Source organism: Stenotrophomonas sp. 78350_Sma (genome assembly GCF_056482105.1).
This window is the reverse complement of the sequence record NZ_CM151182.1, coordinates 3,809,932-3,823,567: the sequence shown is the minus strand read 5'-3', so window position 1 is coordinate 3,823,567 and position 13,636 is coordinate 3,809,932. Positions and strand designations below refer to the sequence as shown.

Below are 13,636 nucleotides of genomic sequence, written 5' to 3'. Positions count from 1 at the left end.
CAGGGCATGCCGGAGCGATCCGGTTCAGGCTCAGGCCTTGCTGTCGAGATGGCGCTGGTGCGCCTCGATCAGAATCTGCTTGGCCTCAGCGGCGCCGCCCCAACCGTCGAGCTTGACCCACTTGCCCTTCTCCAGGTCCTTGTAGTGCTCGAAGAAGTGGCCGATGCGCTCCAGCCAGTGGCTGGACACCTGGGCGATGTCTTCGACGTGGGCGTAGCCACTGAAGATCTTCGACACCGGCACGGCCAGGATCTTCTCGTCGCTGCCCGCTTCATCGCTCATCTTCAGCACGCCGACCGGACGGCAGCGCACGACCGAGCCCGGCACCAGCGGCAGCGGCAGCACCACCAGCACGTCGGCCGGATCGCCGTCGCCACACAGGGTGCTCGGCACGTAGCCGTAATTGCACGGGTAACGCATCGGGGTGGACAGGATGCGGTCGACGAAGATCGCGCCGGTTTCCTTGTCCACTTCGTACTTCACCGGCTCCGAGTCCTTCGGAATCTCGATGATGACGTTGATTTCTTCCGGCGGGTTCTTGCCGGGCGAGACGAGTTCCAGACCCATGGTCGTGCTCCAGGTGGGGGATATAGACGGATAGCCCCCCATTTTATGCCTTTGCCGGGCGCTGTGCAGGGGAGGGGGCTGACCGCAGGGCGAGGCAGGGGTTCATGGATGCGAACGTGACTGATTCTCATTAACGGAGTAGCATGCGCGGCGCCTTCCGCCTGTCGTCCCGGTTCCGCGCATGTCCTCCAATGCTGCCTCCCTCACTGAACTGCTGATCCGCGAGCGCCCTGCGCTGCTGCGTCGGGTACAGCGCATCCTTGGGGGCGACAACGGCGCCGAGGACGTGATCCAGGCCGTGTGGTTCAAGGCCCGCGGGGTTGACGACAGCCAGGCCATCGACAACCCGCGCGCCTATCTGTACCGGCTGGCCGCCAACCTGGCCACCGACCACGGCCGCGAATCGACCCGGCGCAACCGCCTGCTGGCTGACCATTACCTGTGGGGACCGGACGAGGTGATCTCGACCGAGGAACAGGCGATGGCCCAGGACGAGCTGCAGCGGGTGCTCGACGCGGCGGGACACCTGCCGGAGCCGACCCGCACCATCTTCCGGCTCAACCGCCTGCAGGGCCTGACCCAGGCCGAGATCGCACGCCGCCTGGGCGTGTCGGTGACCACCGTCGAGAACCACGTGCGCACCGCGTTGCAACGCCTGGCCTGGGCGCGCAGCGGCCGATGATCGCCCCGGCTTGGGGCTGGCCCGCGCTGAAACGTCTTGATCACTGGACCGTAGATGCGGTCTAGTTCCCCCGCCCGCGCTTGAATGCGCCTGTCTGCCAGCCGATGAGCCCGCCGAACATGCTGCCCGCCGCCAATGACGATGCCCTGGCCGAACAGGCCCGGGGCTGGATCGCGTGGCTGGCCGCAGGCGATATCAGCGATGTGCGCATGGATGAGTTCGAACACTGGCTGCAACAGCCTGGGCACCGTCGCGCCTTCGAGCACGAGCGCGCGCTGTGGCGCAGTGTCGGGCCGCGGCCGCAGTCTGCGCGCACCGAGCGACGGCGTCCGAAGCGGTTGCGATGGGCAATGGCCGCTGCGGCAGCACTGGTGATGCTGGTGGCATGGCCGGAAGCCTGGCTGCGCCTGCGAGCCGATCACCGTAGTACGCATGTGGTGCAGGACGTACGGCTGCCCGATGGCAGCCGGGCGGTGCTGGATGCGGACAGCGCGATCGCCGTGCGGTTCGATGCGGATGCACGCCAGATCGAGCTGCTGCGCGGGCGCGCCTGGTTCGATGTCAGCCCGGATGCTCAGCGGGGTTTCAGCGTGCGCGCGGGCAATGGCGTGGTCGAGGATATCTCGACCGCGTTCTCCGTCGCACGCGACAGCGACCAGGTGGAAACCGAGGTCGGACAGGGCAGGGTGCGCGTGGCCAGCCCGGTTGACGGTGGCTGGACGTACCTGCAGGCGGGCCAGCGTGCCCACTATGGCGAACACAGTGGCGTGACGCGCCTGCGGGATGTGGCCGCCGACAGCGTCGGCGCGTGGCGGCAGGGCGAACTGCTGCTGGAGCAGGCCAGTGTTGCCGATGCCGTGCGGTGGGTGGGGCGTTACCGCGCCGGCCCGACCTTTGTGCGCGGCGATCTGTCGCGGCTGCCGGCGGTCAGTGCGGCGCTGCGCATCGATCGCCCGGAACAGGCACTGGACGCGCTGGCGGCAACCGCAGGCCTTCAGGTCACCCGCCTGCCGCTCGGCGTCGCCATCGTCCAGTAGATCCACGCCATGCGTGGATGATCATTGCGGCGATCCCGATGTGCCGGCCAACGGGCGACACCCACCGCTACAACCAGGCGGCCAACGATCGGCAACTGCCGCGACTGGAAATCCACCTTGGGACTGTCGCGCGCCCAACCGTCTTACCCCGCGAACGTACCCGCCGCCGCCACGTACGTCGCCGTGTCCGCCTGTGTTGCGGATGACGCCGCGCCTGCGGCACCGATTACCTGACAGGTTCCCCATGTTCGACTCCCACCGCCCGGGCCGCGCGCTGCGCCCGTCCCGCCTGTGCATCGCCCTGCTGGCCGCCGGCCTGGCCGGCGCCGCCCCGTCCGTGCTGGCACAGAGCGCCACCGGCAACCACGCCGCCGTGCAGCGCTTCGACATTCCGGCACAGCCGCTGGACGAAGCGCTGCGCAGCTTCATGCGCCAGTCCGGCGTACAGGTCGTGTACCCGGCCACCCTCGCCCAGGGAGTAACCTCGCGCGCAGTCAACGGCAGCCTGTCGGCCAACGAGGCGCTGCAGCAGCTGCTGCAGGGCAGCGGGCTGGCGATGCGCCGGGTCAGTGCCGACGCGGTCACCCTGGAAGCGGCAACGCCGGTACAGGCCGACGGCGGCGTGATCGTCACCGATACGCTCAGCGTGGCCGGCGACCGTGTCGACGGCGGCGCAGGCAGCGACGAAGCGCGACTGCTCGACAGCTACCGCAGCGCGGGATCCACTACGATGCTCAACCGCACGCAGCTGGAGCGTTTCCGCGGCACCTCCAACGGCGACATCGTCAAGGGCGTGGCCGGTGTCACCGCCGGTGACCCGCGCGTGGGCAATGGGTTCGACGTCAATATCCGTGGTATCCAGGGCCAGGGCCGCGTGCCGGTGATCATCGATGGTGGCCAGTCCAGCATGGATACCTACCGTGGTTATGCCGGCCAGTCGCAGCGCACCTACCTCGATCCGGACCTGATCTCCAGCCTGACCATCACCAAGGGTCCGAGCCTGCAGGCCAATGCGTCCGGTGGCATCGGCGGCGTGGTCGAGATGGAGACGCTGAAGATCGGTGACGTGCTGCGCGAGGGGCGCGACTTCGGCGTGCGCGTGCGTGGTGGCCTGGCCAATGCCAGCGCCAACAACCTGCCGGCTTACAGTGCCGCGCCGCGCACCGATCGCAACGCCACCGGCAGCCAGTTCTTCAACGTGGCCGGCGCCGGTCACTGGGACCGCTTCGACCTGGTTGCCGCCTATGCCTACCGCGATAATGGCAACTACTTCTCCGGCAAGCACGGCTATGATGATTTCCCGCAGACCCGTCGTACGCTGGCACCGCTGAATCCGCCGCGCACTGAGGTGTTCAATACCTCGTCGCGTTCGAAGTCGGCGCTGCTCAAGGGCACCTGGCGCATCGATAACGCGCAGACGCTGGAAGCCGGCTACCGCCGCTACGAAGGCACCGCCGGCGAGATCATGGCCTCGCAGATCATCCGCGTCGAACGGGACCGCATTCCGCAATGGGATCCGGGCCACGTCGACATGGACAGCTACACCCTGCGCTATCGTTTCAATCCGGACAGCGAGCTGATCGACCTGCGCGTCAATGCCGCGTACACCGATACCGACAGCGTGATGTACAACAGCCTGACCGGCATCACCCCGTGGTACTTTGACCGCCGCACCGAGTGGTATGACGCCCCGAGCTTCAGCGGCGACCCCGGTTACAAGGATGCGTATCGCAACCCGCTGCGGCAGAAGCGCCTGAACCTGGATGCCAGCAACACGTCCAGGTTCGACACCCGTGCCGGCGCGTTCACGCTGGACTACGGCCTGTCCTACAGCGATGAAGACATTGCACCGGGCAGCTCCGGCCCGGTCATGCACGATGACCTGGTCAACAACCGCTTCCTGCGCAATGCCGAGCGCAAGGAATACAGTGCCGTGGCGTCGCTGAAGTGGCAGCCCGACGAACACTGGGAGCTGCTGGCCGGTGGCCGCTGGAACCGGGTGGATGTGCACGACCGCAACCGCCTGGCCACGCCGGATGCCTACGAGGTGCAGGGCCAGTACCGCTATACCGAGCTGCTCAACGGCAACCCGGCGCTGCCGTCGTGGCGAGCCAAGCGCATCGCGCTGCTGAACTGGTATCCGGACGCCAACGGCAATTTCACCCAGGCCTCGCTGCTGGCGTCGCCGTACAAGAAGGGCACGGTGGGCGACATCGCGGGCTGGAACTTCTACGACGCCGGCAAGCCGCAGGACCTGGAAGTGCCGGTCAGCTGGACCTGGTCGCAGCCGATCCGCCGTCGCGACACCGCGTTCTCGCCGACCGCCAGCGTCGCCTACCGCTTCAGCGAAGACACCATGGTCTACGTGAAGTACGCCGAAGGCACCAAGCTGCCGAGCCTGTTCGAGACCACGCTGGGCCTGTTCACTGCCGCCAAGCCGGTGGGCGAGCTGAAGCCGGAGCGTGCGCGCAGCTGGGAAATCGGTGCCAGCACCATCCGCTATGACCTGTTTACCGCCGGCGACCGCCTGGCGCTGAAGCTGGCGTACTTCGATACCCGCATCGACGACCTGATCACCCGTGACTACCGCACGCTGTCGGCGGGCCTGATCCGCAACGTCGACCAGTTCAAGGTCTCGGGCATGGAGTTCCAGTCCAGCTATGACAGCGGCAAGGTGTTCGCCGATCTGTCCGCGCACTACTACTTCAAGGCCAAGACCTGCGCGCCGGACATCGCCGCCGAGCGTCGCGCCTATGGTGCACAGCGCAGGAACGGCGAGCTGGCCAACACGCCCGACTGCGTGGACGGCGGCTTCGAGGGCTCGTACACCAATACCCAGAACCCACCGCGCTACATGGTCAACCTGACCCTGGGCTCGCGCCTGTTCGACGAGCGCCTGACCTTCGGCACCCGCGTGGTCCACAACGCCGGCCCGATCAGCAAGCTGGACAAGGACTGGAACGTGGGCCTGTCGGCGATCCAGCAGCTGTACCGGCCAACCACGCTGGTGGATCTCTTTGCCAGCTGGAGCTTCAACGACCAGTGGTCGGTGGAAGCGGGTGTGGACAACTTGACCGATCGCTACTATCTGGATCCGCTCGCCCTGGGCGTGATGCCGGCCCCGGGCCGCACCGCGCGCCTGGCGTTGACCTGGAAGTACTGATCGCGCATCCACGCGTGGCGTGGTTCTACCGGACAACGGGTAGCGCCGGGTCACGCCCGGCGGATCGCGCAGGTGAAACGACAGCGCCGGGCCATGCCCGGCGTCTGTTTACAGCCCGGTCGAAGCCTTCACCGCATCTTCGTGCAGCGACTCGTTCAGCTCGTCCACCACGGTGCTCCATGCCGCATCGGCCTGCAGCGATTCAGACAGGAACTGGCGCTGGGCATCGTTCCAGTAGGGCGCCTCGACCACTTCGACATCGGTGGCCAGCTGGTGCTCGCGGATGAAGCGGGCGATGCCCTCGGCGCTGGCGTCCAGGCCCAGCTGCAGGAACAGGTTGGTCATGCGCGGTTCGGTGGTGATCATCGTCGGTTCCGGGTGGAAAAAGGGGATGGCCCATTATCGGTGCACACGGGCTTGGGGAAAGCCCCGTGGCAGACGTCTACAGCAGGACGACCCCCTTGGCATTCCCCCATGAACGCACACATCGCTCCCGAAGACAGCCGCAGCCTGCGGCTCAAGGCCGCTACCCGCGACAGCCACGGTGCCCTGGACAAGCGCATCATGGCCGGCGATATCTTCGCCGACCGCAGCAATTTCGCCCGTTTCCTGCGCGTGCAGTATCGCTTCCACCGCAGCATCGATGCGCTGTATGCCAACCCTGCGCTGGACGCACTGCTGCCCGATCTCGGTGAGCGCCGGCGCCTTGGACAGGTCGCACGCGACCTGCAGGACCTGGAGCAGACCCTGCCAGGCGCGGACATCGACGCGCTGCCCTCGGACCTGGCACTGCCGGCTGCGTTGGGTTGGCTGTACGTGGCTGAAGGCTCCAACCTGGGCGGCACCATTCTGTACAAGATGGCTGCCAAGCTCGGCCTGGACCGTGATTTCGGCGCCCGCCACCTGGCCGCGCATCCGGATGGCGCGGCGCGCCACTGGCGTGAGTTCACCGCTGCGCTGGACGCGGTACCGCTGAGTACCGAGCAGGAGCAGCAGGTGATCGATGCGGCCGACGCCGCGTTCCGCAGCGTGCACGGCCACGTCGAAGTGGAATTCGCCTGATGCACGGCGCGCGCCTACAGGTGCAGCGCTGATGCGCTGGCTCTGGTTCGCGCTGGGTTGGCTGATGGTTGGCCTCGGGGTGATCGGCGCGTTGCTGCCGGTGATGCCGACCACCATCTTCCTGATCCTGGCCGTGGGCTGCTTCGCGCGCAGCTCGCCGAAGTTCGAGCAGCGCCTGCTGGCGCATCCGCGCTATGGCCCGTCGCTGCGGTTGTGGCGTGAGCAGGGTGCGGTGTCGCGCAAGGGCAAGGCGTTCGCCAGTGCCGGCATGGCGGTGGGCTTCGCGCTGTTCTGCTGGGGCGCGCATCCGTCGTGGCGCCTGCTGTTGGGCGTGGGCCTGTTCTTCGCGGTCAGCGCCGGCTATGTGCTCAGCCGTCCGGCTCCGCGCATGGAGCCCACGCCACTGGTGGAAGTGGACGACGCCAATGATCCGCGCGCGGCCCGTCGTCGCGCAGCGCCCCCTGATGCTGATGGAAACCGAGACGATGCTGCCTGCTGACCTGGCCCCTGTGGCCGCCCCCGCATTGACCCCGTGGGGCATGTACCTGGCCGCCGACGTGGTGGTGAAAGCCGTGATGATCGCGCTGGCACTGGCGTCGCTGGCCACCTGGACCGTGCTGCTGGCCAAGGGCTGGGAGCTGGCCCGACAGGCCCGGCAGCTGCGTGCGGCGCGCGCGCTGTTGCTGCAGTCCGCACAGTTGCCGGCGCAGAGCGAAGAGGCAAGCCTGCAGCAGGGCACCGCACGGGCGATGCTGGACGCCGCACGCACCGAACTGCGGCTGTCGCAGGCGTTGGACAGCGGCGAGGGCATCAAGGAGCGCGTGGCCTCCCGCCTTGACCGCATCGAACTGGAAACCGCACGCGTTCAGCGGCGCGGTATCGGCGTGCTCGCCAGCATCGGTGCGGTGGCGCCGTTCGTCGGGCTGTTCGGCACGGTGTGGGGCATCATGAACAGCTTCATTGGCATTGCCCACAGCAACACCACCAACCTGGCGGTGGTCGCACCCGGCATCGCCGAGGCCTTGCTGGCCACCGCGCTCGGCCTGGTCGCGGCGATTCCGGCGGTACTGGTCTACAACCACTTCAGCCGCGTGCTGGCTGGCCTGCGGGGGCTGCTCGGCGATCTGTCGGCGGCCGTGCAGCAGCTGGTCTCGCGCGATCTTGATCGTGCCGTGCCGCGTACCGCAGCGGCACCGCTGCGTGCGGTGCACTGAGGCGTAACGATGGCGATCAGGACCGCGTCCGACCGCGACGATGCGCCCGAAGAAGCGCACGAGATCAATGTCACGCCTTTCATCGACGTGATGCTGGTGCTGCTGATCATCTTCATGGTGGCCGCACCGTTGGCCACCGTATCAGTGCCAGTGCAGCTACCGGCCAGCAGCGCCAGCGCTACGCCGCCGGAACAGGCACCGGTGTATGTGACCGTGCAGGCCGATCTGTCGCTGCGCGTTGGCGAACAGTCCGTGGCGCGCGACGGACTGGCCGCTGCATTGCAGGCCGCCACCCGCAGTGACACCGCGCAGCGTATCTTCCTGCGCGCCGATGCCCGTGTGCCCTACGGCGAACTGATGGCCACGCTGGATGCATTGCGTGCGGCGGGTTACCTGAAGGTGGCGCTGGTCGGCCTGGAGCAGGGCGCACGATGAGTGGACTGCGGCGCTGGGCGACCAGCCTGGCGATCGTGCTGCTGGTGCACGCGCTGTTGATCGGCGCGGCCTGCTGGTGGGCGACGCGCGCACCGGTGCTGGCTGCGACGGCGCCGCCGGCCGCGCTGATGCTGGAACTTGCGCCGATGGCACAGGCACCGCCGGTGCCGCCGCGCGAGGTCGCCACCGGTCCGCTGCAGCAGCAACAGCAGCGGCAGGCGCCGAAGCCGGCCCTGCGCGAGCAACCGAAGGCGCCGGTGCAGCCGCAGGGTGACCTGCCACCGCCGCGTACACCGGAGCCGACGCCCTCGCCGGACACCGCCGACGCCAATGTCGCGCAGACCAGCGCACCGCCGCAGGTGGCCGCCGACGCGGCCGCGCGCTACACCGCACCGCAGACCACGGCGGGTGAGCGCAGTCGTGCCGAGGCAACCTGGGAAGGACGCCTGCTCGGGCATCTGCAGAAGCATCGGCGCTATCCGCGCCAGGCCGAGCGGCTGCGCCAGCAGGGCGTGGTCTACGTGCGCTTCGCAGTAGCCCGCGATGGCACGGTCTCGGGTTTGAAACTGGGCCGCAGCAGTGGCTTCGCGCTGCTCGACCAGGAGACGCTGGATACCGTGCAGCGTGCCAGCCCGGTCCCGGCGCCGCCGGCCGAAGTGGCCGGCGACCCGGTGGAAGTGATGGTGCCGGTGTCGTTCTTCCTGCGCGGGCGGTGACCGGGCCAGGCCCGTCATCCACGCATGGCGTGGATCTACAGCAGCGGCACCAGCAGCAGCGCCACGATGTTGATGATCTTGATCAGCGGATTGATCGCTGGGCCGGCGGTGTCCTTGTACGGGTCACCGACGGTATCGCCGGTCACCGCGGCCTTGTGCGCCTCGCTGCCCTTGCCGCCGAAGTGGCCGTCCTCGATGTACTTCTTGGCGTTGTCCCAGGCACCGCCGCCGGTGGTCATCGAGATGGCCACGAACAGGCCGGTCACGATGGTGCCGATCAGCAGCCCGCCGAGCGCGCGTGGCCCCAGCAGCAGACCGACCACCACCGGCACGGCGACCGGCAGCAGCGAAGGCACGATCATTTCGCGGATCGCCGAGCGGGTCAGCATGTCCACCGCCTTGTCGTACTGCGGCTTCCCTGTGCCTTGCATGATGCCGGGGATCTCGCGGAACTGGCGACGCACTTCTTCCACCACCGCACCGGCGGCGCGGCCGACCGCTTCCATCGCCATCGCACCGAACAGGTAGGGAATCAGGCCGCCGATCAGCAGGCCGATGATCACCGTGTGGTCACTGAGGTCGAAGCGGAATTCCTGGCCGGGGTTGGCGGCCTGCAGGTTGTGGGTGTAGTCGGCAAACAGCACCAGCGCCGCCAGCGCCGCCGAGCCGATCGCATAGCCCTTGGTCACCGCCTTGGTGGTGTTGCCCACCGCATCCAGTGGATCGGTGATGTCGCGGATCTCCGAGGGCAGCTCGGCCATTTCGGCGATGCCGCCGGCGTTGTCGGTGATCGGTCCATAGGCATCCAGGGCGACGATCATGCCGGCCATCGACAGCATCGCGGTGGCGGCGATGGCGATGCCGTACAGGCCGCCCAGCGCGAACGCCCCCCAGATCGCCGCACACACCGCCACCACCGGCAGCGCGGTGGATTTCATCGAGATGCCGAGGCCGGCGATGATGTTGGTGCCGTGGCCGGTGGTCGACGCCTGCGCCACGTGCTGCACCGGCTTGTACTGGGTGCCGGTGTAGTACTCGGTGATCCACACGATCAGGCCGGTCAGCACCAGGCCGATCAAGGCGCAGCCATACAGCGCCATCGGCCCGTGCACGTTGTCGGACATCAACCCGGTGGTGATCGGGTAGAAGGCAATGGCGGCCAGCACGCCGGAGACGATCACGCCCTTGTACAGCGCGCCCATGATCGAGCCGCCTGGCTTCACCTTGACGAACAGCGCACCGATGATCGAGGCGATGATCGAAACGCCGCCCAGCACCAGCGGATACAGCACGGCGTTGGCGCCTGCCTCGGCCAGCATCAGGCTGCCCAGCAGCATGGTGGCGATGACGGTGACTGCATAGGTCTCGAACAGGTCGGCGGCCATGCCGGCGCAGTCGCCGACGTTGTCACCGACGTTGTCGGCGATCACCGCCGGATTGCGCGGATCGTCTTCGGGAATGCCGGCTTCCACCTTGCCGACCAGATCGGCGCCGACGTCGGCACCCTTGGTGAAGATGCCGCCGCCCAACCGCGCGAAGATCGAGATCAGCGAGGAGCCGAAGGCCAGGCCGACCAGCGCGTGCAGCGCCTGTTCCATCGGCAGGCCCATCCGCAGCAGCAATGCGTAGTAACCGGCCACACCCAGCAGGCCCAGGCCGACCACCAGCATGCCGGTGATGGCGCCGCCGCGGAAGGCGACGTCCATTGCGGCGCTGATGCCGTGGCGTGCAGCTTCGGCAGTGCGTACGTTGGCGCGTACCGACACGTTCATGCCGATGTAGCCGGCCGCGCCGGACAGCACCGCGCCGACCGCGAAGCCGATCGCGGTGTACCAGCTGAGGAACACACCGACCAGCACGAACAGCACCACACCGGCCACGCCGATGGTCAGGTACTGGCGGTTGAGATAGGCACGCGCACCTTCCTGGATCGCGGTGGCGATCGCGATCATGCGTTCATTGCCGGTGGGTTGGCGCAGGATCCAGCGCGCCGAGACGATTCCGAACAGGATCGCGAGAATGGCGCAGCCCAGCGCCAATGACAGCCCGTGACGTTCCAGCATTAGACCCCTCCGCAGAATGGATGTAGGCATCCAGTGGCGATGAACGGCACCACGAGGGGGACGACGGGCTGCAGCCTGGAACCAACCCGTACCGACCTTGGTGGTCGTCCGACGTATGGCGGTGTTCAGCATTCCCTGGTACCCGCAGTATGCGTGCACCCGCGGCTGGATGGTAGCGCCGGGCCGCGCCCGCCGAGTGCCGCGGCTGCTCGACCCACGCGCCTTTGCACCCCGTTAAGCCAATCTCTGCAAGCCTGCGCGCAGTCCTGAAGGAGATTCCCCATGCGCTTGTCCCTGTTGATGCTCGCCGCCCTGGCCCCGGCGCTGCCGGCCTTCGCGGCGGAAACCCCCGAACTGCAGCGTGCCGTGGGTGCACCTCAGGCAGTAGGCGCGGTGCATACGCTGCGGCAGATCCCCGAGGCCTGTGCGCGCCTGGAAGGTGCATTCACCGGGCAGGCGGCCGAGCCGTATCGCTTCTCTGCGGTGCGTACGAGCGAACAATGCCAGCCGCGCGCGCGCTTCGTCGACTACGCCAAGGCGCAGCCAAGTGCCGGCAAGGGCTGGAAGCTCAATGATGTGATCCGCGTGCCCAGTGCTGCGTGCCCGGCACAGCAGGCGGTGGTGCGCGTGTGGCGGCTGCCGTCGAGCAACAAGGTCGAGCTGGACGGGCAGGGCCAGTCGCGCATCTACCTGGAAGAGGCGAAGAAGCAGGCCGCTGCCGGCCAGATTCCGCAGGTGACCATGTTCGCCGCGCAGTTGCAGATGGAAGGCAAGGCCTGCAATTGAGGCCGTCCAGCAGCGCGCATCCACGCATGGCGTGGATCTACTTCGCTGCGCATCGGTAGTGCCGGACCATGCCCGGCGGGCAACCTGGTAGTGCCGGCCGCTGGCCGACTCCCCTGCAATCACTCCGCCAGCGTCGCCCCACGCGCCACCAGCAGCTCGCGCAGGGCCTTGCGGTGGCAGTGCGCCTCATCCTCGCAATAGCACCCCACGCTGATGTCACTGTGCTGCGACATCGCAGCCAGCAGGTCCAGCGCGTGGGCGGCATCGGGCGCCTTCATCTCGGTCGTGTAGTGGCGGAAGAATGAATTCCAGTCGGCGGCCGTTCTCGCCTCGTGCGCCTGCTTCACCAGTGCCGCGCTGGGCGACAGTGTCGGGAACCAGACGTCATACCAGTCCTGCCGGGCGAACTCGGTGCGCGGCACACCGCGCGGTGGTCGCCGCACGGTACCGATGCGCAGGCCCTCGCCGGGAGCGCGCGGCGTACCCAGTCGAACAACACGCAGTGCCATGATGCTCCTCCACAAAAAGGGGACGGAGGGGATTAAGTCGTATCCGACCCACTACTGACGCTGTTGGAGATGACGGAGGGGCGTATGCGACTTAATCCCCTCCGTCCCTTTTTCCGGGTCAGCCCTCGAAGCGTGGCAGCTTCTGCTTCACCGCCACGTTCTTCAGCGTGACGTATTTCGGCAGGCCGTCGGCGCCGTAGGGCAGCGGCGCTTCACCCTTGATCAGCGGCGACAGGTAGGCGCGCGCCTTGGCGGTGATGCCGAAGCCATCGCGGCGGATGAAGCCGGCCGGCATCTTCTTCTCGTGGTTGGCGATCTTCGACAGCGGCGCCGCTTCGATCTTCCAGCGGTACGGTGCGTCGCTGCTGCGCACGATCACCGGCATCACGCCGTTCTGGCCCTTCAGCGCCAGCTGCACGGCAGCCTTGCCGACCGCCTGCGCCTGCTCCCAGTCGGTCTTGCTGGCCAGGTGGCGGGCCGAGCGCTGCAGGTAGTCGGGCAGTGCCCAGTGCACCTTCAGGCCCAGCTGGTCCTTGACCCGTCCGGCCAGGTGCGCGGCCACGCCACCCAGCTGCGAGTGGCCGAACGAGTCCTTGCCGCCGCCGGCGTCGGCAACGAAGCGGCCATCGGCGGTGGCGATGCCTTCCGACGCCACCACTACGCAGTAGCCGACGCGCTCGACCACCGCCTTCACCTTGGCCAGGAACGCGGCCTCGTCGTAGGCGCGCTCGGGCAGCAGGATGATGTGCGGCGCTTCGTCATCACCGTTGCCAGCCAGGCCAGCGGCGGCGGCCAGCCAGCCGGCGTGGCGGCCCATCGCCTCGTAGATGAAGACGCGGGTGGAGGTTTCGGCCATCGCCGCCACGTCCAGTGCTGCCTCGCGCACCGACACCGCGGTGTACTTGGCCGCCGAGCCGAAGCCGGGGCAGGTGTCGGTCACCGCCAGGTCGTTGTCGATGGTCTTGGGCACGCCGATGCAGGTCAGGTCGTAGCCGGAGGCCTTGGCCAGCTGCGAGACCTTCAGCGCGGTATCGGCCGAGTCGTTGCCGCCGTTGTAGAGGAACCAGCGCACGTCGTGGGCACGCAGCACTTCCAGCAGGCGGTCGTAGCGGGCACGGTCGGCGTCCAGCGATTTCAGCTTGACCCGGCACGAGCCGAAGGCGCCGCCCGGGGTATGGGCGAGGGCGCGGATCGCCGCAGCGCTCTCCTTGCTGGTGTCGATCAGCTCTTCGCGCAGCGCGCCGAGGATGCCGTTGCGCGCGGCCAGGACCTTGATGCCCTTGGCCCGGGCCTGCTCGATCACCGCCGCCGCCGTGGCGTTGATGACTGCGGTGACACCACCGGATTGGGCGTAGAGGAGAGTACCGTTGCGCATGCGTCTACCTGCTCGGGGGAAAGGACA

The 13,636-nt window shown here is 67.8% G+C and carries 14 protein-coding genes; 9 read left to right on the top strand and 5 right to left on the bottom strand.

All coding sequences use genetic code 11. The annotated features are described in order from the left end of the window. Positions 1-30: 30 nt before the first annotated feature. Complete coding sequence (gene ppa, locus ACZK4H_RS17690; RefSeq protein WP_005410935.1) at positions 31-567, bottom strand: inorganic diphosphatase; 537 nt, start codon at positions 565-567, stop codon at positions 31-33. Positions 568-748: 181 nt separating this feature from the next. Here ppa and ACZK4H_RS17685 point away from each other — a divergent pair, with 181 nt between their 5' ends. The 3 genes from ACZK4H_RS17685 (at position 749) to ACZK4H_RS17675 (ending at position 5,449) form a co-directional block, all read left to right on the top strand. Beyond that, complete coding sequence (locus ACZK4H_RS17685; RefSeq protein WP_014038389.1) at positions 749-1,249, top strand: RNA polymerase sigma factor; 501 nt, start codon at positions 749-751, stop codon at positions 1,247-1,249. 104 nt (positions 1,250-1,353) lie between these two features. Beyond that, positions 1,354-2,286 carry a FecR family protein gene (locus tag ACZK4H_RS17680; RefSeq protein ID WP_099552933.1) on the top strand — a complete coding sequence of 311 codons (933 nt, stop codon included), beginning with the start codon at positions 1,354-1,356 and terminating at the stop codon, positions 2,284-2,286. 244 nt (positions 2,287-2,530) lie between these two features. Next, entirely contained in the window at positions 2,531-5,449 is a 2,919-nt protein-coding gene (locus ACZK4H_RS17675; protein ID WP_099603981.1) for a TonB-dependent receptor, read from the top strand. 108 nt (positions 5,450-5,557) lie between these two features. Here the strand turns inward: ACZK4H_RS17675 and ACZK4H_RS17670 are convergent, their stop codons facing one another. Beyond that, a complete protein-coding gene (locus ACZK4H_RS17670; RefSeq protein ID WP_099552935.1) occupies positions 5,558-5,815 on the bottom strand; it encodes a DUF2789 domain-containing protein in 258 nt (85 codons plus the stop codon). 108 nt (positions 5,816-5,923) lie between these two features. Between ACZK4H_RS17670 and ACZK4H_RS17665 the strand changes: the two genes are divergently transcribed. The 5 genes from ACZK4H_RS17665 to ACZK4H_RS17645 are packed head-to-tail and all read left to right on the top strand — an operon-like array spanning position 5,924 to position 8,876. Further along, entirely contained in the window at positions 5,924-6,511 is a 588-nt protein-coding gene (locus ACZK4H_RS17665) for a biliverdin-producing heme oxygenase (RefSeq protein ID WP_099552936.1), read from the top strand. A gap of 31 nt (positions 6,512-6,542) precedes the next feature. Then, positions 6,543-7,010, top strand: a complete 468-nt coding sequence (locus ACZK4H_RS17660) for a YbaN family protein (protein WP_099552937.1) — start codon at positions 6,543-6,545, stop codon at positions 7,008-7,010. After that, the gene (gene exbB, locus ACZK4H_RS17655; protein WP_099552938.1) at positions 6,997-7,725 is read left to right on the top strand and encodes a tonB-system energizer ExbB; all 729 of its coding nucleotides are present in this window, start codon (positions 6,997-6,999) and stop codon (positions 7,723-7,725) included. The genes ACZK4H_RS17660 and exbB overlap by 14 nt, the downstream gene beginning before the upstream one ends. Before the next feature lie 9 nt (positions 7,726-7,734). Then, positions 7,735-8,160 carry a TonB system transport protein ExbD gene (gene exbD / locus ACZK4H_RS17650; protein ID WP_099552939.1) on the top strand — a complete coding sequence of 142 codons (426 nt, stop codon included), beginning with the start codon at positions 7,735-7,737 and terminating at the stop codon, positions 8,158-8,160. Continuing rightward, the gene (locus ACZK4H_RS17645) at positions 8,157-8,876 is read left to right on the top strand and encodes an energy transducer TonB (protein WP_099552940.1); all 720 of its coding nucleotides are present in this window, start codon (positions 8,157-8,159) and stop codon (positions 8,874-8,876) included. Before exbD ends, ACZK4H_RS17645 begins: the two co-directional genes overlap by 4 nt. Before the next feature lie 35 nt (positions 8,877-8,911). Here the strand turns inward: ACZK4H_RS17645 and ACZK4H_RS17640 are convergent, their stop codons facing one another. Next, entirely contained in the window at positions 8,912-10,939 is a 2,028-nt protein-coding gene (locus ACZK4H_RS17640) for a sodium-translocating pyrophosphatase (RefSeq protein WP_099552941.1), read from the bottom strand. A gap of 282 nt (positions 10,940-11,221) precedes the next feature. On the opposite strand from ACZK4H_RS17640, the gene ACZK4H_RS17635 reads away from it, so the two are divergent. Continuing rightward, entirely contained in the window at positions 11,222-11,725 is a 504-nt protein-coding gene (locus tag ACZK4H_RS17635; protein ID WP_099552942.1) for a hypothetical protein, read from the top strand. Between the two features lie 119 nt (positions 11,726-11,844). Here the strand turns inward: ACZK4H_RS17635 and ACZK4H_RS17630 are convergent, their stop codons facing one another. Next, positions 11,845-12,234, bottom strand: coding sequence for a DUF488 domain-containing protein (locus tag ACZK4H_RS17630; protein ID WP_099552943.1), 390 nt, complete (start codon positions 12,232-12,234; stop codon positions 11,845-11,847). 118 nt (positions 12,235-12,352) lie between these two features. Next, entirely contained in the window at positions 12,353-13,609 is a 1,257-nt protein-coding gene (locus ACZK4H_RS17625) for a 6-phosphofructokinase (RefSeq protein WP_099552944.1), read from the bottom strand. Positions 13,610-13,636 lie beyond the last annotated feature (27 nt).

Bases quoted from the DNA above. Each gene is read 5' to 3' on its own strand.
- ACZK4H_RS17630 (WP_099552943.1), bottom strand. From the start codon at position 12,234: ATGGCACTGCGTGTTGTTCGACTGGGTACGCCGCGCGCTCCCGGCGAG.
- ACZK4H_RS17640 (WP_099552941.1), bottom strand. From the start codon at position 10,939: ATGCTGGAACGTCACGGGCTGTCATTGGCGCTGGGCTGCGCCATTCTC.
- ACZK4H_RS17625 (WP_099552944.1), bottom strand. From the start codon at position 13,609: ATGCGCAACGGTACTCTCCTCTACGCCCAATCCGGTGGTGTCACCGCA.
- ACZK4H_RS17635 (WP_099552942.1), top strand. From the start codon at position 11,222: ATGCGCTTGTCCCTGTTGATGCTCGCCGCCCTGGCCCCGGCGCTGCCG.
- ACZK4H_RS17665 (WP_099552936.1), top strand. From the start codon at position 5,924: ATGAACGCACACATCGCTCCCGAAGACAGCCGCAGCCTGCGGCTCAAG.
- ACZK4H_RS17660 (WP_099552937.1), top strand. From the start codon at position 6,543: ATGCGCTGGCTCTGGTTCGCGCTGGGTTGGCTGATGGTTGGCCTCGGG.
- ACZK4H_RS17675 (WP_099603981.1), top strand. From the start codon at position 2,531: ATGTTCGACTCCCACCGCCCGGGCCGCGCGCTGCGCCCGTCCCGCCTG.
- exbD (WP_099552939.1), top strand. From the start codon at position 7,735: ATGGCGATCAGGACCGCGTCCGACCGCGACGATGCGCCCGAAGAAGCG.
- ppa (WP_005410935.1), bottom strand. From the start codon at position 567: ATGGGTCTGGAACTCGTCTCGCCCGGCAAGAACCCGCCGGAAGAAATC.
- ACZK4H_RS17680 (WP_099552933.1), top strand. From the start codon at position 1,354: ATGAGCCCGCCGAACATGCTGCCCGCCGCCAATGACGATGCCCTGGCC.
- ACZK4H_RS17670 (WP_099552935.1), bottom strand. From the start codon at position 5,815: ATGATCACCACCGAACCGCGCATGACCAACCTGTTCCTGCAGCTGGGC.
- ACZK4H_RS17685 (WP_014038389.1), top strand. From the start codon at position 749: ATGTCCTCCAATGCTGCCTCCCTCACTGAACTGCTGATCCGCGAGCGC.
- ACZK4H_RS17645 (WP_099552940.1), top strand. From the start codon at position 8,157: ATGAGTGGACTGCGGCGCTGGGCGACCAGCCTGGCGATCGTGCTGCTG.
- exbB (WP_099552938.1), top strand. From the start codon at position 6,997: ATGCTGCCTGCTGACCTGGCCCCTGTGGCCGCCCCCGCATTGACCCCG.